Genomic DNA, 22,300 nt, shown 5'->3' with positions numbered 1-22,300 from the left:
GATTCGCCCGGATACGCCGGGGACAATGGGGGAACGGAAAGGAGGCGGCGTGGCCGACCGGGATGCCTGGCAGCGATACGAGCGGTTCGAGTACAGCAAGGATTGGGACGTGCCCGTCAAGTCCAGCCGTGGACGACGGCGGGAGAACAACGTCGCCACCTGGGCCGCGCAGCCGGTGCGCGACAAGAACCACGGGAATCTGCTTGGGCTGGCGTTGATAGCCGGGCTGTTCGCGTTCTTCCTGGCGGACGGTCTGCCGTCCGGCCTCAACCCCATCGTCGCGTTCCTGATCGCCGCAGCTGTTGTCCTCGCTCTGTTCTTCGGCGGGGCGGTGATGTTGCTGGTGCTCGAGCGGCGCCGGCCGCGTGCCGCGGACCGGTCGGCGATCGGCGGGCCACGGACGCAGTGGACCTCGGCTGAATCCTGGACTGCCACGTCGCACCGCAACATGTGGCGGTGGCTGTCTTCGGACGAACTTCCGGACGAGATCCGCGAGAAGTTCGAACAACTCCTGGCCGCCGTCGACGAGCTTCCGTCCGCCGGCGACCGAAAGACATTTCACGCAGTGCTACTCGCGTTCGTCTCAGCTGGGACCGGCGAATCCTGGGTCTACGCGTGGAGCGCCGTACAGGCTGTCGGTCGCCTCGCAGGCCTCGAGCCTCAGTTGGATTGGCTGCGTGAATGGCCGGAGGCCGCGCCGCAGCCGTGGTACGACGAGATGCTCGACATCCTGCGCCGAAAGCTGAGCCGCGGGTGATCGACGACCTGGCGAAGCTCCTCGACAAGGTCTCCTCGCCCGCCGATCTGGCGGTCATCCTGCTGTCCGGTCCGCTCGCGTACCTGCTCGACGCCGGAGTCGATGTCGTGCATTTCCTCCCGCCCGGCTACGTCGCCGTGCTGACGGCGTCGTTCGCGCTCGGGATGAAGAAGGCCGCCGAGGTCGGGACCACAGCGCGCCGCGACCGGCAGCGGACCGAGAAGCGCCGTCTGGAGGTCCAGGAGCGGGTCGCCGCGCTGGACGCCCGGATCACCGAGTACAAACTCGAGCCGGACCTGGCGGTCAGACTGCGCCGCGAACTGGACCTCTACGAGGCCGGAATCACATCCGATACGGAGTTCGACGCCGCGTTTGCCGTACTGCTGGCCAGATTCCGCCGGTACTACAACGAGGTGCTCGATTCCGAAGTAGGCGATCCGCGGCGTTAGGCTGGTGGGTGCTCTGATCGCTGACTGGAAGTGGCTATGACTGTCGAATCGCTGTTCCCGCGCCTGGAGGCTCTGTTGCCGGGGGTGCAGAAGCCGATCCAGTACGTCGGTGGTGAGCTGAACTCGGTCAGTAAGGAGTGGGACGCGGTCAGTGTCCGCTGGGCGCTGATGTACCCGGACGCGTACGAGGTCGCGCTGCCGAACCAGGGCGTGCAGATCCTGTACGAGGTGCTGAACGAGCGCGACCACATCCTGGCCGAGCGGACGTACTCCGTCTGGCCGGACATGGAGAAGGTGATGCGGGACAACGGCATCCCGCAGTTCACGCTGGACACGCACCGGCCGGTGCGGGCGTTCGACGTGTTCGGGCTGTCGTTCTCGACCGAGCTCGGGTACACGAACATGCTCACCGCGCTCGACCTGGCCGGCATCCCGTTGCACGCCACCGACCGCACCGACGAGGACCCGATCGTGCTGGCCGGCGGGCACGCCGCGTTCAACCCGGAGCCGATCGCGGACTTCATCGACGCCGCGGTGCTCGGGGACGGCGAGGAGATCGTGCTGGCGATCTCCGAGGTGATCCGGGAGTGGAAGGACGAGGGCCGCCCGGGCGGCCGCGACGAGGTACTGATGCGGCTGGCCAAGTCCGGCGGCGTGTACATCCCGAAGTTCTTCACCGTCGACTACCTGCCGGACGGCCGGATCCAGCGCGTCACCCCGAACCGCCACGGCGTACCGTTCCGGACGGCGAAGCACACGGTCATGGACCTGGACGCCTGGCCGTACCCGAAGAAGCCGCTGGTCCCGCTCGCCGAGACCGTGCACGAGCGGTACTCCGTGGAGATCTTCCGGGGCTGTACCCGGGGCTGCCGGTTCTGCCAGGCCGGCATGATCACCCGGCCGGTACGCGAGCGCAGCATCACCACGATCGGGGACATGGTGGAGAACGGGCTGAAGCAGTCCGGGTTCGAGGAGGTCGGCCTGCTCAGTCTGTCGAGCGCCGACCACAGCGAGATCGCCGACGTCGCGAAGGGCCTGGGTGACCGGTACGAGGGCAGCAACGTCTCGCTGTCGTTGCCTTCGACAAGGGTCGACGCGTTCAACATCACGCTGGCGAACGAGTTCTCCCGCAACGGCCGGCGCAGCGGTCTGACGTTCGCGCCCGAAGGCGGGTCGGACCGGATGCGCAAGGTGATCAACAAGATGGTCACCGAGGAGGACCTGATCCGCACGGTCGCGGCGGCGTACAGCCACGGCTGGCGGCAGGTGAAGCTGTACTTCATGGTCGGTCTGCCGACCGAGACCGACGAGGACGTGCTGGCGATCGCCGCGCTCGCGAAGCGGGTGATCGAGACCGGGCGCGAGGTGTCCGGCCGGCGTGACATCCGGTGCACGGTGTCGATCGGCGGGTTCGTGCCGAAGCCGCACACCCCGTTCCAGTGGGCGGCGCAGCTCGGCGCGGAGGAGACCGACGCGCGGCTGGCGAAGCTCGGGGCGGCGATCCGGTCGGAGAAGGGCTACGCGAAGGCGATCGGTTTCCGGTACCACGACGGCAAGCCCGGCATCATCGAGGGACTGCTGTCCCGCGGCGACCGGCGCGTCGGCCGCGTGATCGAGGCGGTCTGGCGCGACGGCGGCCGCTTCGACGGGTGGAGCGAGCACTTCTCGTACGACCGCTGGGTCGAGTGCACCGAGCGCGCGCTGGCCGACGAGCCCGTCGACCTCGCCTGGTACACGACACGGGAGCGCGAGTACGCCGAAGTACTGCCGTGGGACCACCTGGACTCAGGCCTGGACCGCGACTGGCTGTGGGAGGACTGGCAGGACTCGCTCGAAGAGGACGGCGCGATCGAGGTCGAGGACTGCCGCTGGACCCCGTGCTTCGATTGTGGCGTGTGTCCGCAGATGGGCACCGAGATCCAGATCGGCCCCACCGGCAAGAAGCTCCTGCCGCTGTCCGTCGTCTGAGGAGCTGTCCCCTCAGACGACGGATGTCCGCGTCAGTTGCAGTAGTACGCCGGGTTCGGGGTTGTTTCGGTCTGGTCCTGCCAGTGGGCGACGCCGACGTAGTAGCCGCAGCCGGTGCCTTCGTCGAACCAGGCGCCGCCGCCGGAGTACGCGTACGTCTCCGCGACCGTGGTGAACGGCCCGCCCGCGCTGTCGCCCTTCTGCAGTTCGACACGTACCTCGGTGACGCTGTTGGAGCAGCCCTCCAGGCCCACGGCGACGTACAGCATCAACGCCGAGTACCCGACCGACTTCGCCGTCACCAGATCGCAGGCCGAGGTCGACGCCTGGGCCGGCGCCGCGACCGTCAGACCTGCCCCCAGACCTGTCACAGCCGCCGCAACGGCCGCGACCGTCGTTACGAGTTTCCGCATCTGACCACCCTCCAGTTGGAAACCTACAGAGGGTCAGCAGATTAGGTCACTCAGTTACGAGCCGTCGACCCTTTCGGCGCGGCGGACAGAAGCAGGTCGGTGAGCAAGAGCTCGTCAGCGCTGCCCAGAACCAGGTCGGCCTCCGCCACCGCGGCGGCGGTGACGTACGGATTGGGTACGGCGACCGCGTACATGTCGGCCGCCTGGGCGGCGGCCACGCCGTGCGGGGTGTCCTCGACGGCGATCGCCGAGGCGCCGGGTACGCCGAGACGCTGCAGGGCCAGCTCGTAGATCGCCGGATCGGGCTTGTGGGTCTCGACCTCGTCGCCGGTGACGATGTGGTCGAACAGGCCGACCGCGCCGACCCGTTCCAGATGGCCGACGACCCACTTGCGGGGCGAGCTGCTCGCGATCGCGATCCGAAGGCCCAGCTCCCGCGCCGCCGCGATCCAGGCCCGGATCCCCGGCCGGAAGTCGAGTTCGGCGTGCAGCCGGTCCCGGTGCGCGACGCGGCGGGCGTGGCTCGCCGTACGGTCGAAGCCGGCGCCGACCGCCTCGGCGAGGATCGCGTACCGGTCCTCGGTGATGTCGCCGCCGTGGCCGGGCCAGAAGCTGTCCAGCTCGAGTTCGAGACCGTGGTGCGCCCACTCGGCCTGCCAGCTCTCGACCATCGTGGTCTCGGTGTCCATCAGCAGACCGTCGAAGTCGAACACGATCGCCTGCACCTCCACCGGCACCAGCCGCGTGGCGAGCCGGTGGATCTGGGCCGCGCTGAGCCCCAGCCAGGACAGGTACGCGCGAACGCCGCCGAGGTCGTCCAGGTGCTCGAGGGACCCGAGGATCGTCTCCGGAAGGGTTCGGCTGAACTCGGGCCCGTCCTGGATCCCGAGGTGTACCTCGCTGATCGCGTAGTCGGCCGCGATCAGGTCCCGCGGTACGCCGGCCAGGTCGAGCAGCACCGCGATGGTCAGGCCGGTCCGGTCCTTACCCGCCTTGCAGTGCACGACGACGGGCCGGTCCGCCGGTGCGTCGGCGATCGCGCCGAAGATCCGGGCGATGTGGGTCGCGTTGCGCGTGAGGCTGTTGCGGTAGACATCGACCAGCCGCGGCTCCGCGTCCGCGTCACGCAGCCGCTCGGCGTCCGGATCGATCCACGGGATCCTCTGGTACGCCGGTGTGCCCTCGAGCGGATGTGGTTGCCGCAGCTCCCAGTCGGACCGCAGATCGAGAACAAGTCCCGGGTCGAGCGCCTCGAACTCGGCCAGGTCTGCGGCGTCGAGGGCGTCGCTGCGGACGACGGCCCGCGGGCGGGTCTGGACGCCGTACCGCGTCGGAAGTCCGCCAACGTCACGCGCATTCGGGCTCCACATACCTGTCAGCTTAGAACAACCCCTCCTAGGGACTCGAAGTCGTGCCAGGACCCGTCGAAAGCCTTGTGGAGCAAGGCGGAATCGGTGCCGACCGCGAAGACGTCGATCCGGCCCGGGCCCCACGAGACGACCGAGCCGGCCGGGCGGGGGCGGACGGCCGCGGGCTCCAGCCAGCCGGCCAGGGCGGCGATGTTCATCCGCAGGATCTCGGTGGCGAACGACCAGTCGATGAAGTTCAGCGTGTCGTTGGCGGAGTGGATGTGACCGTTCGCGCTGTCCGCGCCCTCGATCGTCAGCACCGCGGGCATCCCGGCGTCGATGAACGGGACATGGTCGCTGGCGAACGGGTTCAGCGAGGTCTCCACCTTCAGCCCTGTGTACGTCGCGGCCGCGGTCGCCAGCGCACTGATCTGCGCGGTCGACACCGGTGCGCCCTCGAGCAACACCGTGGGCGTCGCGGTGTTCTTGGTCGCGATCATGTCCATGTTCAGCACGGCGCGGACGCGGGACCGCTCGGCCGGCGGCAGCGTCGCGACGTACTGCTTGCTGCCGAACAGGCCTTCCTCCTCGCCGCCGAACAGGATCAGGCGAAGGTCGTGTGTCCACGATCGGATTGCCAACAATCGACCGAGCTCCAGCACGCCGGCCGAGCCGCTGCCGTTGTCGTCGGCGCCCGGTGCCGACGCGGCCGGGCCGCCCGCCAGGTTGATCGAGTCCAGGTGGGCGGTGACGATCACCAGACCCCGGCTGGATCCGACACCGGCCCGGTCGCCGATCAGGTTCGCGGAGCGGCCGGCGCCGACGGTGACCGACGTCCGCGAGGTTTGGTAGCCGAGGGCAACCATTCGGCCGTCGGCGAAGTCCATCGCCTGCGTGAACGACGGGCTCAGCGAGTGCCTGGTCGGTAGGTTCGCCAGCCAGGTCAGGTCGCTCTGGTACGACGCCGTCGACACCTGGGAGACGAGTTGCGCGACGTCCGGGTCGGCGCGCGCCGGTACGACGGGAGGGGTGTCGACAACCGTCGTACCGGCTCGCAAGGGCTCGATCCGCCAGCAGTGGTTGGACCGTCGACGGGGCTTGTCGGCGGCCGAGATCACCAGATGCCGGCCGTGATCGAGCAGGGGGGTGACGTCGGGGTAGTCGTCCTGGAAGCTGCGCCCCACCTGGGTGACGAGCAGCAGTCCGGGAGCGGTGCGGGAGGCCCGGCCGAGGCGTTGGTCGGCCGGGACCCAGAGCAGCGTCCGCTCCCCGAACCGCGCCGCCTGCGCCCCACCGGCGGCGTCCTCAGTTGGTACGACGAGATAACGCACAGGTCCTGCGCTCATATCACTCCTCGTCCAGCCCCGGGTTGGGGAGGATTCCTGTCCGGATCGGGAGGGAAACCCTCCCCAACCCAGGGGTTCAGTCCTGCCAGTCGATGTCCAGGCGATCGGGGGTGGCTGCCACCACCTGGCCCTTTCCGCCGGTGCCTCGGGCCAGTTGACCGCCGGTCTGCCAGCGGCCAGCGGCTCGGGCCTCGGGGGCGTCGCCGCGACCGATCGCGTACTCCACGAACGTCCCGTCGGCGCGGAACTCCACCCCCCGCCGGCCGCGGGCCGGCGGGAAGGCGTAGTCGTCGCGGCGGTAGACGCTGATCCCGTCGTGGTCCTCCTCGGCGGAATGCGTCCAGTGCCCGAGCGGTGCGGTGGTCAGACCCCCACCCCCTGGATCGGGGCGGGCGAATCGGGAACGGTCAGCCGGAAGTCGCTGATCACGCCGCCGAGCGCCTCGTACCCGTTCCACGCCGAGCCGTCCCACCACTTGTGGTAGAGCTGCTTGTCGGTTCCGGTGACGAACACGTCCAGCCGGTTCGTGTCCCACGAGACCACACGCGGCTCGTCGGTGCAGATCCCGCCCAGGTACTCGTACCCGGTGAGCGACGGTCCCCACGCGGACCCGTCCCACCACTTGTGGTAGAGCGCCGAGTCCGTTCCGAGCACGAAGACGTCCAACCGGTCCGAGCCCCACGAGACCACGGTCGGCGCCGTCGTGCACACACCGCCCATGTACTCCCAGTCGGACCACGCCGATCCGTCGTACCACTTGTGGTACAGCGCCGAGTCCGTCCCGATGACGAACATGTCGAGCCGGTTCTCACCCCAGGCCACCACCCGCGGCGGCGAAGCGCAGACGCCGCCGAGGTACTCGTACCCGTTCCAGGCCGTGCCGTCCCACCACTTGTGGTAGACCGCGTTGTCGGTGCCGAGCACGAAGACGTCCAGCCGGTCGGGGCCCCAGGCAACGACTTCCGGTGGGCTCATGCAGATCCCGCCGAGGTACTCGTAGCCGTTCCAGGCCGAGCCGTCCCACCACTTGTGGTACAGCGCCCGGTCGGTGCCGAGGACGAACGCGTCGAGCCGGTTCGGGCCCCAGGTCGCCACCCGCGGCGGGCTCATACAGACGCCGCCGAGGTACTCGTAGCCGTTCCAGGCCGAGCCGTCCCACCACTTGTGGTACAGCGCGTGATCGGTGCCGAGGACGAACGCGTCCAGCCGGTTCGGCGCCCAGGACGCGACTTCAGGAGCGCTCATACAGATACCACCCTGGTACTCGTAACCCGCGACGGACGGTCCCCAGGCCGATCCGTCCCACCACTTGTGATACATCGCCAGGTCGGTGCCGAGCACGAACGCGTCCAGCCGGTTCGCGCCCCACGCCACCACCGATCCGGCCGGTTCCGGCGTACCGTCGACTGAGGCGAGGTCCGGGAGTTCGCTGCGCACGGTGTCCAGGCACGCCTGCATCCGGGTCACCTGGTCGTTGGTGAACATGACCATGCCGCGGTCGTCGGTGTAGTCCATGTAGTCGTAGAACAGATCGCCGTTCGGCCCGTTGCTGCAGGTCACGTGCGGGAACGTCGGTACGCCGAAGTTCGGGCCGGCCGCGTTCGGGGTGTCGGCGCACTCGTCGCTGCCGCTGCAGCCGCTGCCGTCGTCGCCCCAGATGTGGAACAGGTTCAGGTAGTGCCCGACCTCGTGCGTCGTGGTCCGGCCGAGGTCGAACGGCGCCGCCGCCGTACCGTTCGTGCCGAATCCGCTGTGCAGGATGACCACGCCGTCGGTGTTCGCCGGACCGCCCGGGAACTGCGCGTACCCGAGCAGGCCGCCGCCGAGCTGGCACACCCAGACGTTCAGGTAGTTCGCGGTGTCCCACGGGTCGATGCCGCCGGTCGCCGACGACTTCACCCGGTCGTCGGTGCCGAAGCTCGCGGTGCTCGTCTGGGTCCGGGTGACGCCGGTCGTCGGGTTGCCGTTCGGGTCCTCCGTGGCCAGGAAGAACTCGATCCGCGAGTCCGCGATCAGTCCGCTGAACACGCCGGGCACGATGCTGGTATCCGGGTTGGTGGCGCGGAAGTCGCGGTTCAGGACGTCGATCTGGCTGTCGATCTGGGCCTGCGAGATGTTCTGCGCGTTGGTGTTCCAGACGACGTGGACGACGACCGGGATGCGCGCGATCCCGGCGAACCGTTGCTCCGCGGCGACGTAGTCCATCGTCGCGGTCTCGAGTGCCGATCGCGCCGCGGCGTACGCCGCCGAGGTCGACAGCAGCCGCCGGTGCACGTCCATCACGCCGCACTGGCGACGGGCCGGGTGCTCCGTCCGTCCGCCGTCGGTCGCGCCGCTCATACCGGCACCACCAGCCTGTCCGCCACCGGTCATCCCCGCACCACCAGGCGATCCGCCACTCTGCATGCCCGCGCCGCCGGGCGTTCCGCCGCCGCTCATCCCGGCACCGCCGGGTGCTCCGCCGCCTGCCATTCCGGTACCGCTCGGCGATCCGCCACCGCTCATGTCAGCGGCCGGCGATCCGCCGCCGCTCATACTCGTCGTACCTCCGGCAGCCGGTGCGCCGGCCGTCGGCATGCCGTTCGCCGTGGGCTGTTCGCTGGTGGCGTGCCCGTTCGGCTCGGTCGCCGGCGCCTCGCCCGGCATCCGGTAGTCGTCCCGGTGCTTGTCCGCCCGCCCGTTGGCCTTCCTCGGCATCTCTCCCCCTTCCGCGGGGGCGCACGAGCAGGCCGGCGTACGCCGAACCGAAGAACCCACCCCCAGCGCGCCCTCGATCGAAGACGGTCCTGCCGTCTTCCCCCACCGAACAGTCGGCCCCCAAGTCGCTGCTCCCGTTTCACGATCCGCTCATCACCGCCCGTGCACAACCTCTCGCGGACCGGCAGTCAAATTCACACAATCCGCTGCGGTGGTTGACGAATTTCAAGCGCTTGGACAGGCCCGGCTGCAACGGCCGGCGCGTCGGGTGCGACCCTGTCGTCGTGATCGGGTCCCGGAAGCTCGCCGTCTGGCTGGTGCTGACAGTCAGTGCCGCCGCGGTTGTGCTGTCGTTTCCGGACGCCATCGAACACCGCGGCCGGATCCACGCGGTCGGTACCAAGGTCGTGGTCTGTGCCGCCGAGCACCCGCACGACGGGCGGACCCAGGTGCTGGATCACCTGGCCGACTGCGCCTACCACGCGATGCGCAAGCTATAGGAGCGTTCGCTCCCACATCGTGCGTTGGGCCACCGGGCGGAAGCCGAGCTTGCTGTTGACGGCGATCATTGGCGCGTTCTCGGGAGCGTTCCAGGTGTGGAGTACGGCGGGAAGCGGGACGCCGGCCTGGAGAGCGCGGAGGTTCGGGCCCTTGACGGCGATCCCGAGACGGTGGCCGCGGTGCGTACGACGTACGTAGGTGTCGTACTGGTTGAGGCGGTCCGGGGTTTCCGGCGTACCGCCCATTTGTGTGTACGCCGCCAGCTCGCCGGAGGCGGTGTGTACGGCGGCTGTGGTGTAGGTGAACCGGCCTTGGGCGACGCGGCGGTCCTCGGCGTCACGTACCAGTTCCGGCGTCCAGTGAACCGCCTCCGAGGTGCGTTCGCCGGACGGTACGTCTTCGCTCATCCCGGTCAGCAACTCCACGAACTGCTCGAGCCACTCGTCCGGCGCGTGCTCCCGCCACTGGACGATCTCGTACCCGTCGACCGGTTGCTCCACCAGGTCGGTCATCGGCAGCTCGGCGACCTGATGCAGCTCGGTGTGCTTCTTCACGAACCCGCGCGCCGCCGCGAACGCCGTACCCGGACTCTCGCCGGTCACCGGGTCACCGGCCAGGTTCGTCCCCGACACGATCCGCCGGCCGTCGGCGCGGGCACGTTCGATCGCCGCGTCCAGCAGCTTCGTCGCCACCCCACGCCGCCGGTACGCCGGAGCGACCGCGAGCTCCACGTCCACGGTGCCGGTGTTCCCCACCAGCCACCAGTCGAGCCAAGCAACCCCGAGCCATTCGTCCCCGTCCACCAGCCCGAGCCCATCCGCCCGCATGTCAGCATGCTCCCGAGCCATGAACACCCGAGCCTCTTCCACCCCCATGCCGACCGGAAACTCCAACTCCTCCCGCCGCACCCCGAACTTCACCGCATAAAACCGCCGAAAAACCTCAGCATCCCGCCCATCCACCCACACAATCTCCATCCAGCGACCGTATTCCACCCCCACCCACGCCCGCCCCCGAATTACCATCCCCGTATGGCCCCGGAACCGCAGCACCACTTCGGCGTCTACGCCCGAATCCGCGACGGAAACCACATCCTCCTGGTCCACAAAACCCGCGGCCCGTACACCGGCCTCCTGGACCTCCCCGGCGGCAGCCCCGAACCAGGCGAGTCGTGGCCGCAAACCCTCGAGCGCGAACTGCACGAGGAACTCGGCATCCGCCTCACACCCTCCGGCGACTTCCAGCCGTTCGCGGTCCATGTGCGGCGGGCCTCCGACGGATCACCGATCGACTTCCACCACCGCGGCGTCTTCCTCGACCTGCAGCTCCCGTACGCCCCGACCGCGGTCACGTCGCCCGACACAGCAGGCTCTCAGTGGTTCGACCTTGCGGGCGACCACGCGCGGCTCAGTGCGGTTGTGCGGGTGGTGATTTGAGGATTTCGTCGGCTAGGTGGTCGGGGGAGCGGGGGACGGTCACGTCCAGGTGGGGTAAGGCCAGTTGGTCGACGAGGGTGAGCATTCTCGTCTGGTAGGCGAGGGACCGGGCGAGGAACTTGTCGACCAGGTGGCGGTCCTCGTCCGGCAGGTCGTCGTATCCGCTGGACACGTGCATCCGGGCCGCCAGCAGATCCTCGTGCGCGCTGAGCCAGACGGCCGTCGTGTACGGCGTGGTGAGCTCGGCGACGTACGCGGGCCAGACCCCGGATCCCTCCAGCACCAGCCCGGCTGTCGTACGAGCCAGTTCCTCGATCCGCGGCCACATCCGCTGGTAGTGCTCGAGCAAAGCGTCCACCAGCTGCGAACTGGTCAGCGACCGGTAGTGCTCGACGACATGCGGCGGTACCCCACCCCACGGTCGCCCCGGATGCCGACCCAGCTTGTCGGTCGACACGTAGTCGAACCCGAGCCGCCGCGCGATCACCTCAGCGACCGTCGACTTCCCGACGTTCGACGTGCCGCCGATCAGAACGACGCGGACGCCGTGGCTAATGGTGCGGCCGGAGCGCTCGGTTGGCGGCGGGTTCGGCGATTTGGGTGCGGAACTCGTTGGCGGGGTAGACGCCGAGGATGCGGACCTCTACCGAGAAGAACGCGAGCTCTTCGAGGGCGAGCGCGACGTTCGGGTCCTCGGGGTGGCCCTCGATGTCGGCGTAGAACTGGGTGGCGAAGAACATGCCGCCCAGCTGGTACGACTCCAGCTTGGTCATGTTCACGCTGTTGGTGGCGAAGCCGCCGAGGGCCTTGTACAGGGCCGCAGACACGTTCCGCACGCGGTACACGAACGAGGTGATGACCGGCCCGGACCCGACCGGCGGTACGTCGGGTTCGCGGGACAGGACCAGGAATCGGGTCGTGTTGTGGTGCTCGTCCTCGACGTCGGAGGCCAGCGTCTCCAGCCCGTACAGCCCGGCCGCGGCCCGCGGGGACAGCGACGCGACGGTAGGGTCACCCAGCTCCGACACCTCCCGCGCAGCACCGGCGGTGTCGTCGGCGACCACGGTCGACCACCCGTGCTCGCGGATGATCTTGCGGCACTGCCCGAGCGCGTGCACATGGCTGCGAACGGTACGGATCTGGTCGAGCGACGTACCGGGAACGCCCAGCAACTGGAAGTGGATCGGCAGGAAGTACTCACCGACGATGTGCAGCCCGGACTCCGGCAGCAGGTGGTGGATGTCCGCGACCCGGCCGGCGATCGAGTTGTCCACCGGGATCATCGCGAGTCCGGCACGCCCGCTGCTGACCGCCTCGAGCGCGTCCTCGAACGTCGTGCAGGGCAACTGCTCGCGGTCGGGGAACATGTCGGTGCAGGCCATCGCCGAGTTGGCGCCTGGCTCACCCTGATAAGCGATCGGTCCGTCCACGATCTCCCAGGGTAGACCCACCCGATCTCAGCACCCGGATCAGGTGTCCGACTTGCGGACCTTCTCCGGCGCGCCCGTCACCGCGCGCCCCTCGAGTGCCTTGGCCTTGGTGGCGTACATGTCGAGGTACTCCTGGCCGGACAGCTCCATGATCTTGTACATGATCTCGTCGGTGACCGCCCGCAGGATCAGCCGGTCGCTCTCCATGCCCTCGTACCGGGAGAAGTCCAGCGGCTCGCCGAACTTCACCGTCGGCGAGGCGAACGACGCGACAATCTTCCCGGGCGGGGCGACCACGTCGGTCCCGATCACGCCGCACGGGATCACCGGCACCTTGGCCTCGAGCGCGAGCCGCGCGACACCGGTCCGGCCCTTGTACAGCCGCCCGTCGTGCGAGCGGGTGCCCTCCGGGTAGATCCCGAACAGCTCGCCGCGCTCCAGCACCTTCATCCCGGCCCGCATCGCGCCCTCGGACGCCGACCCGCCGGAGCGGTCGATCGGCACCTGGCCGGTGCCCTTGAAGAACCCGCGCTGGAACCGGCCCTTGATCCCGGCCCCGGTGAAGTAGTCGGACTTCGCCACGAACGTGACGCGCCGCCGCAGCACCAGCGGCATGAAGACCCAGTCGGAGTACGAGAGGTGGTTGCTGGCGATGATCGCGGGTCCGGTCTCCGGTACGTTCTCGGCGCCGACCACGTTCGGCCGGAAGATGCGCTTGACCGGCGGGCCGAGCACCACGTTCTTCAGCACCCAGTAGATGCCCTTGCCGTCGCCGTCGCCGGCATCCACGACCGCAGGGTCCGGCTCCCGCCGCGGCGACTGTGCCGGTTCCGTCATCGAAGTCCTTCCCTCACGTGTTCCCCGAACCCACATGATGCCGCACGAACGCCCGCTTGGCTCGTACGTCGCCACGCGGGAACGCCTCACGCTCGCGGGCGGACCTTCGTAAGCTGCTGACGGCACCGTCGCCCAGGTGGGGGAGAGAACCATGCGTACGAAGCTCCTGACCGCAGTCCTAGCACTGCTAGCCGGCGTACTGGTCACCCTGCCGGCCAGAGCGGCTGCCCCGGACGCGACCGTCGTGCCGATCCAGGTCACCGGCCCGGCGGCGTCGCGGTTCAACCTGGTGGTGATGGGCGACGGCTACACGGCGGCCGAGCTGCCGAAGTTCCGCGAGCAGCTCGACAAGCACCTGAACATCCTCTGGAGCATCGAGCCGTTCAAGTCGTACCGGAACTACGTCAACGTGTACGCCGTCGAGATCGCGTCCCCCGAGTCCGGCGTCGACTGCGATCCCGGTCTGACCGATCCGAAGCGCGACACCCCGCTGCAGATGGGCTTCTGGGCCGGCTGCAACCCGGGCAGCGTTCAGCGCCTGCTGACGGTCAGCCAGGCCGCCGCGACGCAGTACGCCGACCTCGTTCCCGGGACCACGAGCGCCAACCGGCAGATCCTTGCTATCGGCAACAGCGACACGTACGGCGGTGCGGGCGGAACGTACGCCACGGCGTCCGGGGGCAACGCGCTCTCCGCGTTGATCACGCCGCACGAGCTCGGGCATTCGCTCGGTGGGCTGCAGGACGAGTACGACTACTACGCCCGCGGCGAGCGCGGTGCGCCGTACGTCGGTCCTGAGCCGTCCTCGATCCACCACACGTTGCTGACCGAGCAGCAAATGCTCGAGCAGCGCAAGAAGTGGTGGCGCTGGCTGGGGGAGAAGTCCGAGTCCGGCGGCACGATCGGCCGCTACGAGGGCGGTATGTACGCCGGTTCGGGCGTCTGGCGGCCCAGTGCGCACTCGATGATGAAGGCCCTCGGGTACTACTTCGACCAGCCGTCGCGCGAGCGGATGACCCAACGCCTGTCGGCCAAGGCGAACCTGTTCCAGGACAGCACCCCGGCCGGCCCGGTCGCGGCTGACCAGGTGGTCTGGCTGCAGACCCTGCACCCGGTCGACCATGAGCTCGACGTCACCTGGTCCCTCGACGGTACGGCGCTGCCGACCGCGAACGCCCGCTCCGTCGACCTGTCGACGCTCGACCTCGCGCCCGGGCAGCACACCCTGTCCGCGACGATCGTCGACCCGACCGAGTTCATCCGCGACCCGGCCGTCCGCCCGACGGCAATCCGATTGTGGACAATCGACTCGTCGGCAATCGCACCGCAGCCGACGACGCCGACCTTCACTGGGTCCACGTCGACCGAGCACCCGGTCAGCGCCGACGAGGTCGTGTACGCCGAGACCGCCCAGTCGGCCGGAGCGATCACGTGGAAAGTTGACGGTCGGATTGTCAACAATCCGGGCAACGACCGCGACTTCGACCTCGCCCCGCTGCAGCTGACCGGGCGGCACACCCTGACCGCGCAGACCGGCTCCGAAACCCTCACCTGGGACGTCGACGGCGTACAGCCCGTCGTCACGCCGACGCTGTCGAAACCCTTGCTGACAGTGCAGAAACCGAGCGGACCGGAGTACGTCTACAACGACGCGTTCACGATGGGGCTGGCCGCGACGGACGACACCGCGGGGTACGTCGTTCCGGAGTTCCGCGTCGACGGGGACGGTTGGTACAACTACTACGGCTGGCCGACCGACGCGTCCGCGCCGTTCCGGTTCACCGCCGAGGGGACCGCGATCGACCAGCTCGTGTACGGCAAGCTCGGCGTACCGCGGGTCGTGCCGTGGGACGACGTACCGCCTGGGTACGGGCGTCATCAGGTCGAGTACCGCGCCATCGATGCCACCGGCAACATCGGCGACCCGCGCCGGTTCGCCGTCACGCTCCTACGCCCGGCCCCGGCCTGTACGACGACGCTCACCGGAAGGCACGACGGACCGCTGTACCTCAGCAAAGGCGTTACCTGCCTGACGAACGCGACCATCAACGGCCCGGTTCTGGTCGCCGCCGCCGCATCCGTCGTCGCCACCGACTCACACGTCAACGGGCCGGTCCGAGCCGATCGAGCCGCCGACCTGCACCTGCTGCGCTCCACGATCGCCGGACCGGTCAGCGCGAGCGGTGTCACGCGCAGCCTGGTCGTTGTCGGCAGCACCATTCAGGGACCGGTATCCGTGACGAGCAGCCGCACGACCGACCCGGTCACACTCGCCGGGAACACCATCAACGGTCCACTCACCTGCTCGGCCAACACCCCGGCGCCGACCAACCTCGAAGCGCCGAACCAGGTCTCGGGCCCCCGCTCCGGCCAATGCGCCCGGCTGTGAATGGGACGGGTCGGGCGGCCGGTGTGAGTGGGAGGGGTCGCGCGCGGCCGGTGTGAGCCGAGCGGACATGCACGTGAGTTCTGGCGACATGTCCCCGGCAGCTCGGATCTTCTAACTTTCTCGGTGCGGGGAGTTCCCGCCGTACCGAAGGAGTGAGATGAACGGACTGCGGGTGGCTTCGTTGATGGCGGCCACGATGACGACGGGCCTGGTGGCCGGCGTGTACGGGATCTACGCGAACGCGTTCATGCCCGGCCTCGCGAAAACCGACGACAAGACCTTCGTCGGGGCGTTCACGGCCGTCGACCGGGCGATCGTGAACCCGCTGTTCCTCGGCCTCGGCTTCCTCGGCGCCCTGCTGTTCACCGGGCTCGCCGGCCTGCTCAGCCTGAAGGAGAAGGCGCTGCCGTGGATCGCGGTCGCGTTCGTGCTTTACCTGGTCACGATGATCCTCACGATGGCGGTGAACGTACCGCTGAACGACGCCCTGAAGGCAGCCGGCGATCCGGCGACGATCGACGTCGCGGCGGCCCGCGCGGCGTTCGACGAGGCCAGGTGGGTGGCCTTCAACCTGGTCCGCACCCTGCTCGCGCTGGTCTCCTTCGGTCTCCTCGGCTGGGCCCTCTACCTGACCGGAAAATCCGCCGCCCAGCCGTGAACTTATTCGCAGATATTTCCAGGTACCGTTCGTCGCGAATCGGAGCCTGGGGAGGCACAGGGTGCTGGACTCGACGGACTGGTGGGACCACCGGCCGGTCTTCTCGACCACCGACAAGATGTCCCGCATCACCGGACTCGCCCCAGGTGAGCAGCCAGGACACGTGACAACACGCTTGCTGGTCTCGGTTCTGCTGTGCTTCCTGGGGTGGGGAGCCGTGAGCCTGCTGGGTACGTCGGCGCTGTGCGGCACCACGTCAGCGCCGTCCAGCACCTGTGCCGTCGACATCCCTGGCCACATCTCAGCCATCTGGTTCATCGTTGCAGCCGTCGTCGTGCTCTATCTGGTCCTCGCCGTCACGACCGATCTGACCGCCACCGCGCGCGAACGGCTCGGGCAGCGGCGAGCGGCAGCCCTGCTCCGGTCCGCCCCGCTCCTGGCCGGGATGTCCGTCGGGGCCTTCATCTCGGCTGCCACCGCGGTCGCGCCCGATCCGTCCGACGTACTCCGCCGAACGGTCCACGGCGAAATCGGCACCGAGTCCATTGCCGTCTCGGTGGTCGTGGCGGTGCTGACGGGCCTCTGGTGCGTCACCGTGGTGGTTCGGTTGCCGTCGGCCCTTCTGCACGCCCGGCAGCGTCAGCTGACCATCGAGCGACTGCGACGGGACGGGCGCCGGTACGCCGGGCAGGTGAAGCTCGGCCGCGTCGTGATCTGGCTCGGACACGATCCCGAACTGGAGGTCACGATCGCGTACGACTCGCCCGCCGGCTCGCACCAGCTCCAGGCGCGGATGCGGACCTCGCCCGACCGGGTGCCCGCGGACGGCAGCCAGGTCGTCGTCTTCGACGATCTCCGCGGCGTCGTCCACATCGAGCTGGATCCCGAGGCCGAGCCGGCCTTCGAGCCGGAGGCCCGGTACGCCCCGTCGGAGTGAGCGGGTTCTGAGAGACTGTGCGCGTGCCACCAGTTCAAGCTCCGCCGTCGCAGCAGCTCCCCGCGGTCCAGAAGCTGCGGGTGAGGTTCGCCAAGCGCGGGCGGCTGCGATTCACCTCACACCGCGACTTCCAGCGGGCGTTCGAGCGCGCCGTACGCCGCGCCGAGCTTCCGGTGGCGTTCTCGCACGGGTTCAGCCCGCACCCGAAGATCTCGTACGCCGGTGCCGCGCCGACCGGGGCCGCCTCGGAGGCGGAGTATCTGGAGATCTCGCTCACACACGAGCGGGACGCCGAGCAGGTCCGGGCCGCCCTGGACCAGGCGCTGCCGCCCGGTCTGGACGTCCTCGAGGTGGTCGTCGCCGGGCCGGGTGCGCTGGCCGAGCGGCTGGAGGCCAGTGAGTGGCAGATCGCGTTACCGGGTGCGGATCCGGAGGCGGCCGCGACCGCGGTGCGGACGTTCCTCGAACGGGACGAAATTCTGGTCGAACGCATGACCAAACGGGGACTTCGCTCGTTCGACTGTCGGGCTGCTGTTCTCCGACTCACCGTCGCGAGTGAACCGGGGCCGGTTGCGGCATGTGCGATACTGCAAGTGGTGTTACGGCACGGAACCCCGGCCGTGAGACCCGACGACGTTCTCGCCGGCGTGCTCGAGGTAGCGACGCTCCCGGTGACGGGCCCGGCTCTTTTGACCAGGCTCGCCCAGGGCCCGCTCACCACGGACACCGGCACGGTGGAAGACCCGCTCGCTCGTGACCGCGACGCCAACCAGGCGACCGCGACCGGCCAGGCAGGTCCCCGCCAGACGCACACAGCGGAGGGCGACGCCGCCGCTCCCTCTGTGCCCTGAGCGCGGGCGGAGCGGATCCAGCAGGCTTCCGCCGTACCGCGCCCGTGCACCATCCGAGGGCCCGGTGAGGCGAACCGTGACCGCCTTGTGGCCGCGCCGGACCCGTGACAGGGGTCGCCGGATGCGCCGGAAGGCTTGAGGAGACCCGCACTACATGCTCGACAACGAGCCGACCACCGAAGCAGCCGATACGGCTGCCCCCGCCCAGCCCGCCGCCTCCACTCGCAGGACCGCGAAGAAGGCCGCAGCTGCGAAGAAGACCACCACGCCGCGCAAGCGCACGGCGAAGAAGGCCGCCGCCGACGACGTGACGGCGGTCCCCACCCAGTCCGACGACCGGGAGGCCGACCCGGCCCCGGCGCCGGCGAAGAAGGCCGCTGCCAAGAAGACGGCTGCCGCGAAGAAGACCACCGTCAAGAAGGCCGCGGCGAAGGCGCCGGCGAAGAAGGCCACGAAGCGCCCGGCGAAGAAGGCCGCCGCTCAGGACATCTTCCCGGAGTTCGTCGAGGAGACCGAGACGTCCACCGCGGACGCCGGCCCGGTCGTGGAGAGCGCGCCCGTGGCGAAGAAGACCACGCGCAAGCGCACCACGAAGAAGGCCGCCGCCCCGGACCTGGTCAGCACCGACGCCGCCGTCACCGACGGCCCGGTCAGCGACGCCGAAGCCACCTCTGCGGAGGACGCGCCGGCGCGTAAGCGCACCTCCCGCCGCCGTACGACGAAGTCCGCCGCGGCTGACTCCGTGGCGTCCGACGCCCCGTCCACGGCTCCCGACGCTCAGTCGGCTCCTGTGGCTCAGACGGCTCCGGACGCGAACGCCGACACGCAGGCCGAGGCGCCGAGCACCCGCCGTACCCGCCGTCGGCCGGCTGCTTCTGCGGCCGTGCTGTTCCAGGCGCCGACCGCCGACGCGCAGGCCGCCGAGCCCGCGACCGCGAAGAGCACCCAGCCTCAGGCCGGCCAGTCCGCGACCACCGACGCCAAGGCCGGCCAGCCCGCCCAGGCGGAGACTGCCGGAGCCCCGGAGCCGGGTACTGACGAGCAGCCGGCCGGTACGCGCCGTCGCCGGAGCCGTCGCGGTCGCGACGCCGAGGCCCGCGACACCACGCCCGAGCCGACCACCGACGACGCCCCGCAGACCGTGAGCGTCGACCAGGCCGACGGCGAAGCCGACGCGAAGCCCGAGGGCCGCTCCAGCCGCCGGACCCGGACTCGCGCCAACGCCGAGCCCACCGCCAAGAGCGACGACACGGACGAGACCACGGAAGCCGACGCCGACGCGGAGGCCGCCGAGGCCGCCGACGGGCAGGGTGAGGACGGCGAGGAGGGCACCCGCCGCCGTCGCCGTCGTCGTGGCGGCCGTCGCCGCCGCAAGACCGGCGACGCGGACGGCGCGGACGACAGCGCCGACGAGCAGTCCGACGACGAGGACGACGAGTCCGACCAGGACACCGACGCCCAGTCCGGTGACTCCGACGCCGAGGCCGACACGGACGAGGACGGCGAAGCGGGCAGCAGCTCGTCCCGCCGTCGTCGCCGTCGTCGCCGCCGCAAGGGCGAGGACAGCGCCGCGTCCCCCGATGACCCGGACGAGACCGTCGTACGGGTCCGTGAGCCGCGCAGCAAGGCGGTGGCGAACGAGGTCACCGCGATCGAGGGCTCGACCCGTCTCGAGGCGAAGAAGCAGCGTCGCCGCGAGGGCCGCGCCGCCGGCCGCCGCCGTGCGCCGATCGTCACCGAGGCCGAGTTCCTGGCCCGCCGCGAGTCGGTCGAGCGGACGATGGTGATCCGGTCCCGCGAGGACGTCACCCAGATCGCGGTCTCCGAGGACAACGTCCTGGTCGAGCACTACGTGACGACCGCGGAGCAGACCTCGCTGATCGGCAACGTGTACCTCGGTCGCGTGCAGAACGTGCTGCCCAGCATGGAGGCCGCGTTCATCGACATCGGCAAGGGCCGCAACGCGGTGCTGTACGCCGGTGAGGTCGACTGGGCCACCCTCGGTGGCGCCGGCGGCCCGCGCAAGATCGAGCAGGTGCTGAAGTCCGGCCAGTCGGTCCTGGTCCAGGTGACCAAGGACCCGATCGGCCACAAGGGCGCCCGCCTCACGAACCAGATCAGCCTGCCCGGCCGGTACGTCGTGTATGTCCCGCGCGGCGGCAACGGCGGCATCAGCCGCAAGCTGCCCGACACCGAGCGGAACCGGCTGAAGACGATCCTCAAGGACATCGTCCCGGACGAGGCCGGCGTGATCGTCCGGACCGCCGCCGAGGGCGCCTCGGAGGAGGAGCTGACCTCCGACGTCAGCCGCCTGCAGGCCGCCTGGGACGAGATCGACAAGAAGTCCAAGAACGGTCAGGCCCCGCAACTGCTGTACGGCGAGCCCGACCTGCTGATCCGCGTCGTACGGGATCTGTTCACCGAGGACTTCGCCAAGCTGGTCGTCTCCGGCGACCGTGCGTACGACCAGGTCCGGGAGTACGTCGAGGGCGTCGCGCCGCACCTGGTCGACCGGGTCGAGAAGGCCCACAGCGACGTCTTCTCGGACTACCGGATCGACGAGCAGATCAAGAAGGCGCTGGACCGCAAGGTCTGGCTGCCGTCCGGCGGCTCGCTGATCATCGACCGTACCGAGGCGATGACGGTCGTCGACGTCAACACCGGCAAGTTCACCGGGTCCGGCGGCAACCTCGAGGAGACCGTCACCAAGAACAACCTGGAGGCGGCCGAGGAGATCGTCCGGCAGCTCCGGCTCCGCGACATCGGCGGCATCATCGTCATCGACTTCATCGACATGGTGCTCGAGTCGAACCGGGACCTGGTCCTGCGCCGGCTGGTCGAGTGCCTGGGCCGCGACCGGACCAAGCACCAGGTGGCCGAGGTCACCTCGCTCGGCCTGGTCCAGATGACCAGGAAGCGGATCGGTACCGGACTGCTCGAGGCGTTCAGCGAGAACTGCGACCACTGCGGTGGCCGCGGGCTGATCCTGCACGACGAGCCGAAGGAGTCCCGCCGCCGCGACGGCCGGAACGGGCAGAACAACGGCAACGGTCAGGACCAGAAGTCCGCGCAGGCGGAGGAAGGCGGCCGGAAGAGCTCGCGCCGCCGCCGCGGCAAGGGCCGGGGCGAGGACGAGCAGACCACCGAGCCCGAGGCGCCGCAGCACAACGGCGACGCCGCGCAGAAACTGGCCCAGATCGCCGCCGCGTCCTCCAAGACCGACGAGCAGGCCGACGGTACGCCGGAACCCACCGGCTACCCGGTGTCTGCCGGCGCCGACGAGCACGTGAGCCCCGAGGCCACCGGCTTCCCGGCCCCGGAGACGGCCACCGCGGCCGGATCCGAGACCGAAGCTGCCGAGGTCTCGGACGCGGCGCAGAACGGCGCCCCGAAGAGCACCCGGCGGCGGCGCAGCAGCCGCAGCCGGAGCAAGACCGCTACCGAGGGTGAGAGCACGGAGCCTTCCGAGCTCGTCACCACCGGCAGCTAAGCCGATTTCAACTTTGCAGGCTCAACCCTGTAAAGTTGAGCGGGTGCGCTTGGCGCACCCTACTCGTGTCGGTGTGTAAGTGTGAGGATCACGTCCTCGCGACGACCTCACACCATCACACCCGTAAGTTTTCCGATCCAGCAGAGAGTGAGATCCACGGTGTACGCGATCGTGCGCAGTGGCGGCACCCAGCAGAAGGTCGCCGTCGGCGATGTCATCGAGATCGACAGCTTGACCGACCAGGTGGGCGACACCGTGTCGCTGCCGGCGGTCCTCGTCGTGGATGGCGACACCGTGACGGCCGACGCTGCGGCGCTGGCCAACGTGGCCGTGTCGGCCGAGGTCCTGGGCCGCACCAAGGGCCCGAAGATCAACATCCTCAAGTACAAGAACAAGACCGGTTACCGCAAGCGCCAGGGGCACCGTCAGCACTACACCCAGGTCAAGGTCACCGCGATCGACGCGAAGAAGAAGTGAGCTGATCTGAGATGGCACACAAAAAGGGAGCAGCGTCGACCCGTAACGGTCGCGACTCCAACGCCCAGCGCCTCGGCGTGAAGCGGTACGGCGGTCAGCTGGTCAACGCCGGCGAGATCATCGTCCGTCAGCGCGGCACCCACTTCCACCCGGGCAACCTGGTCGGCCGTGGCGGCGACGACACGCTGTTCGCGCTGGCCGAGGGCCACGTGGAGTTCGGCACCCGGCGCGGTCGCCGCGTCGTCAACATCGTCCCGGCCCCGGCGGAGTAACACCGCCACCCGGACGTATCAGCAGCTCTGCAAAGGGCGGGTC

At 69.4% G+C, this 22,300-nt stretch carries 21 protein-coding genes; 12 read left to right on the top strand and 9 right to left on the bottom strand.

Going from position 1 to position 22,300, the window contains the following annotated elements; translation table 11 throughout:
• Positions 1–49 precede the first annotated feature (49 nt).
• From E0H92_RS20245 to E0H92_RS20235, 3 genes are read left to right on the top strand one after another with little or no spacing between them, the layout of a single operon-like run.
• Positions 50–757: a hypothetical protein gene (locus E0H92_RS20245; RefSeq protein ID WP_131497285.1), complete on the top strand. Its 708-nt coding sequence runs from the start codon at positions 50–52 to the stop codon at positions 755–757.
• Positions 754–1,206, top strand: coding sequence for a hypothetical protein (locus tag E0H92_RS20240; RefSeq protein WP_131497284.1), 453 nt, complete (start codon positions 754–756; stop codon positions 1,204–1,206). Before E0H92_RS20245 ends, E0H92_RS20240 begins: the two co-directional genes overlap by 4 nt.
• 36 nt (positions 1,207–1,242) lie before the next feature.
• Positions 1,243–3,174: a TIGR03960 family B12-binding radical SAM protein gene (locus E0H92_RS20235; RefSeq protein WP_131497283.1), complete on the top strand. Its 1,932-nt coding sequence runs from the start codon at positions 1,243–1,245 to the stop codon at positions 3,172–3,174.
• Between the two features lie 32 nt (positions 3,175–3,206).
• On the opposite strand, the gene E0H92_RS20230 is transcribed toward E0H92_RS20235, so the two are convergent.
• The 5 genes from E0H92_RS20230 to E0H92_RS20210 all read right to left on the bottom strand — a co-directional run bounded on the left by E0H92_RS20230 (position 3,207) and on the right by E0H92_RS20210 (position 8,979).
• Positions 3,207–3,587 (bottom strand): hypothetical protein, encoded by a 381-nt coding sequence (locus tag E0H92_RS20230; protein WP_131497282.1) that lies wholly within the window; start codon positions 3,585–3,587, stop codon positions 3,207–3,209.
• 50 nt (positions 3,588–3,637) lie between these two features.
• On the bottom strand, positions 3,638–4,957 hold the full coding sequence (locus E0H92_RS20225) for an HAD-IA family hydrolase (protein WP_131497281.1): 1,320 nt from the start codon (positions 4,955–4,957) through the stop codon (positions 3,638–3,640).
• Positions 4,958–4,962: 5 nt separating this feature from the next.
• Positions 4,963–6,282 carry a M28 family metallopeptidase gene (locus E0H92_RS20220; protein WP_131497280.1) on the bottom strand — a complete coding sequence of 440 codons (1,320 nt, stop codon included), beginning with the start codon at positions 6,280–6,282 and terminating at the stop codon, positions 4,963–4,965.
• A gap of 76 nt (positions 6,283–6,358) precedes the next feature.
• Complete coding sequence (locus tag E0H92_RS20215) at positions 6,359–6,739, bottom strand: hypothetical protein (RefSeq protein ID WP_131459298.1); 381 nt, start codon at positions 6,737–6,739, stop codon at positions 6,359–6,361.
• Complete coding sequence (locus tag E0H92_RS20210) at positions 6,646–8,979, bottom strand: DUF8189 domain-containing protein (RefSeq protein ID WP_275670095.1); 2,334 nt, start codon at positions 8,977–8,979, stop codon at positions 6,646–6,648. The genes E0H92_RS20215 and E0H92_RS20210 overlap by 94 nt, the downstream gene beginning before the upstream one ends.
• A gap of 284 nt (positions 8,980–9,263) precedes the next feature.
• Between E0H92_RS20210 and E0H92_RS20205 the strand changes: the two genes are divergently transcribed.
• Complete coding sequence (locus E0H92_RS20205; protein WP_131497279.1) at positions 9,264–9,479, top strand: hypothetical protein; 216 nt, start codon at positions 9,264–9,266, stop codon at positions 9,477–9,479.
• On the opposite strand, the gene E0H92_RS20200 is transcribed toward E0H92_RS20205, so the two are convergent.
• On the bottom strand, positions 9,474–10,457 hold the full coding sequence (locus E0H92_RS20200) for a GNAT family N-acetyltransferase (RefSeq protein WP_131497278.1): 984 nt from the start codon (positions 10,455–10,457) through the stop codon (positions 9,474–9,476). The two genes, E0H92_RS20205 and E0H92_RS20200, sit on opposite strands and share 6 nt — an antisense overlap.
• 54 nt (positions 10,458–10,511) lie before the next feature.
• Between E0H92_RS20200 and E0H92_RS20195 the strand changes: the two genes are divergently transcribed.
• Positions 10,512–10,916, top strand: a complete 405-nt coding sequence (locus tag E0H92_RS20195; protein WP_131497277.1) for an NUDIX domain-containing protein — start codon at positions 10,512–10,514, stop codon at positions 10,914–10,916.
• Here the strand turns inward: E0H92_RS20195 and E0H92_RS20190 are convergent.
• The 3 genes from E0H92_RS20190 to E0H92_RS20180 all read right to left on the bottom strand — a co-directional run bounded on the left by E0H92_RS20190 (position 10,888) and on the right by E0H92_RS20180 (position 13,183).
• Positions 10,888–11,403 carry a hypothetical protein gene (locus tag E0H92_RS20190; protein ID WP_202873703.1) on the bottom strand — a complete coding sequence of 172 codons (516 nt, stop codon included), beginning with the start codon at positions 11,401–11,403 and terminating at the stop codon, positions 10,888–10,890. The genes E0H92_RS20195 and E0H92_RS20190 overlap by 29 nt on opposite strands.
• A gap of 64 nt (positions 11,404–11,467) precedes the next feature.
• Entirely contained in the window at positions 11,468–12,346 is an 879-nt protein-coding gene (locus tag E0H92_RS20185) for a prephenate dehydratase (RefSeq protein WP_131459293.1), read from the bottom strand.
• A gap of 39 nt (positions 12,347–12,385) precedes the next feature.
• Complete coding sequence (locus tag E0H92_RS20180; protein ID WP_131459292.1) at positions 12,386–13,183, bottom strand: lysophospholipid acyltransferase family protein; 798 nt, start codon at positions 13,181–13,183, stop codon at positions 12,386–12,388.
• Between the two features lie 151 nt (positions 13,184–13,334).
• On the opposite strand from E0H92_RS20180, the gene E0H92_RS20175 reads away from it, so the two are divergent.
• The 7 genes from E0H92_RS20175 to rpmA all read left to right on the top strand — a co-directional run bounded on the left by E0H92_RS20175 (position 13,335) and on the right by rpmA (position 22,257).
• Positions 13,335–15,572 carry a M64 family metallopeptidase gene (locus E0H92_RS20175; protein ID WP_131497275.1) on the top strand — a complete coding sequence of 746 codons (2,238 nt, stop codon included), beginning with the start codon at positions 13,335–13,337 and terminating at the stop codon, positions 15,570–15,572.
• A 157-nt stretch (positions 15,573–15,729) separates the two neighbouring features.
• On the top strand, positions 15,730–16,230 hold the full coding sequence (locus E0H92_RS20170) for an anthrone oxygenase family protein (protein WP_131459290.1): 501 nt from the start codon (positions 15,730–15,732) through the stop codon (positions 16,228–16,230).
• 61 nt (positions 16,231–16,291) lie between these two features.
• A complete protein-coding gene (locus E0H92_RS20165) occupies positions 16,292–17,167 on the top strand; it encodes a hypothetical protein (RefSeq protein ID WP_131497274.1) in 876 nt (291 codons plus the stop codon).
• Positions 17,168–17,190: 23 nt separating this feature from the next.
• Complete coding sequence (locus E0H92_RS20160) at positions 17,191–18,018, top strand: TIGR03936 family radical SAM-associated protein (RefSeq protein WP_131497273.1); 828 nt, start codon at positions 17,191–17,193, stop codon at positions 18,016–18,018.
• Between the two features lie 154 nt (positions 18,019–18,172).
• The gene (locus E0H92_RS20155) at positions 18,173–21,508 is read left to right on the top strand and encodes an Rne/Rng family ribonuclease (protein ID WP_131497272.1); all 3,336 of its coding nucleotides are present in this window, start codon (positions 18,173–18,175) and stop codon (positions 21,506–21,508) included.
• Between the two features lie 159 nt (positions 21,509–21,667).
• Positions 21,668–21,985: a 50S ribosomal protein L21 gene (rplU, locus tag E0H92_RS20150; RefSeq protein ID WP_131290441.1), complete on the top strand. Its 318-nt coding sequence runs from the start codon at positions 21,668–21,670 to the stop codon at positions 21,983–21,985.
• Positions 21,986–21,996: 11 nt separating this feature from the next.
• Positions 21,997–22,257 (top strand): 50S ribosomal protein L27, encoded by a 261-nt coding sequence (rpmA, locus tag E0H92_RS20145; protein WP_130381076.1) that lies wholly within the window; start codon positions 21,997–21,999, stop codon positions 22,255–22,257.
• Positions 22,258–22,300: the final 43 nt, after the last annotated feature.

Origin of the sequence: Kribbella speibonae (assembly GCF_004331375.1) — a bacterium.
Lineage (GTDB): Bacteria > Actinomycetota > Actinomycetes > Propionibacteriales > Kribbellaceae > Kribbella > Kribbella sindirgiensis.
The sequence above is the reverse complement of the archived record's forward strand: the minus strand, read 5'-3'. Positions and strand labels throughout refer to the sequence as shown.

What these genes read in the sequence shown, in the direction of transcription:
- E0H92_RS20235 (WP_131497283.1), top strand. Translation starts at nt 1,243, where the DNA reads ATGACTGTCGAATCGCTGTTCCCGCGCCTGGAGGCTCTGTTGCCGGGG.
- E0H92_RS20230 (WP_131497282.1), bottom strand. Translation starts at nt 3,587, where the DNA reads ATGCGGAAACTCGTAACGACGGTCGCGGCCGTTGCGGCGGCTGTGACA.
- E0H92_RS20225 (WP_131497281.1), bottom strand. Translation starts at nt 4,957, where the DNA reads ATGTGGAGCCCGAATGCGCGTGACGTTGGCGGACTTCCGACGCGGTAC.
- E0H92_RS20220 (WP_131497280.1), bottom strand. Translation starts at nt 6,282, where the DNA reads ATGAGCGCAGGACCTGTGCGTTATCTCGTCGTACCAACTGAGGACGCC.
- E0H92_RS20210 (WP_275670095.1), bottom strand. Translation starts at nt 8,979, where the DNA reads ATGCCGAGGAAGGCCAACGGGCGGGCGGACAAGCACCGGGACGACTAC.
- E0H92_RS20200 (WP_131497278.1), bottom strand. Translation starts at nt 10,457, where the DNA reads ATGGAGATTGTGTGGGTGGATGGGCGGGATGCTGAGGTTTTTCGGCGG.
- E0H92_RS20195 (WP_131497277.1), top strand. Translation starts at nt 10,512, where the DNA reads ATGGCCCCGGAACCGCAGCACCACTTCGGCGTCTACGCCCGAATCCGC.
- E0H92_RS20180 (WP_131459292.1), bottom strand. Translation starts at nt 13,183, where the DNA reads ATGACGGAACCGGCACAGTCGCCGCGGCGGGAGCCGGACCCTGCGGTC.
- E0H92_RS20175 (WP_131497275.1), top strand. Translation starts at nt 13,335, where the DNA reads ATGCGTACGAAGCTCCTGACCGCAGTCCTAGCACTGCTAGCCGGCGTA.
- E0H92_RS20170 (WP_131459290.1), top strand. Translation starts at nt 15,730, where the DNA reads ATGAACGGACTGCGGGTGGCTTCGTTGATGGCGGCCACGATGACGACG.
- E0H92_RS20155 (WP_131497272.1), top strand. Translation starts at nt 18,173, where the DNA reads ATGCTCGACAACGAGCCGACCACCGAAGCAGCCGATACGGCTGCCCCC.
- rpmA (WP_130381076.1), top strand. Translation starts at nt 21,997, where the DNA reads ATGGCACACAAAAAGGGAGCAGCGTCGACCCGTAACGGTCGCGACTCC.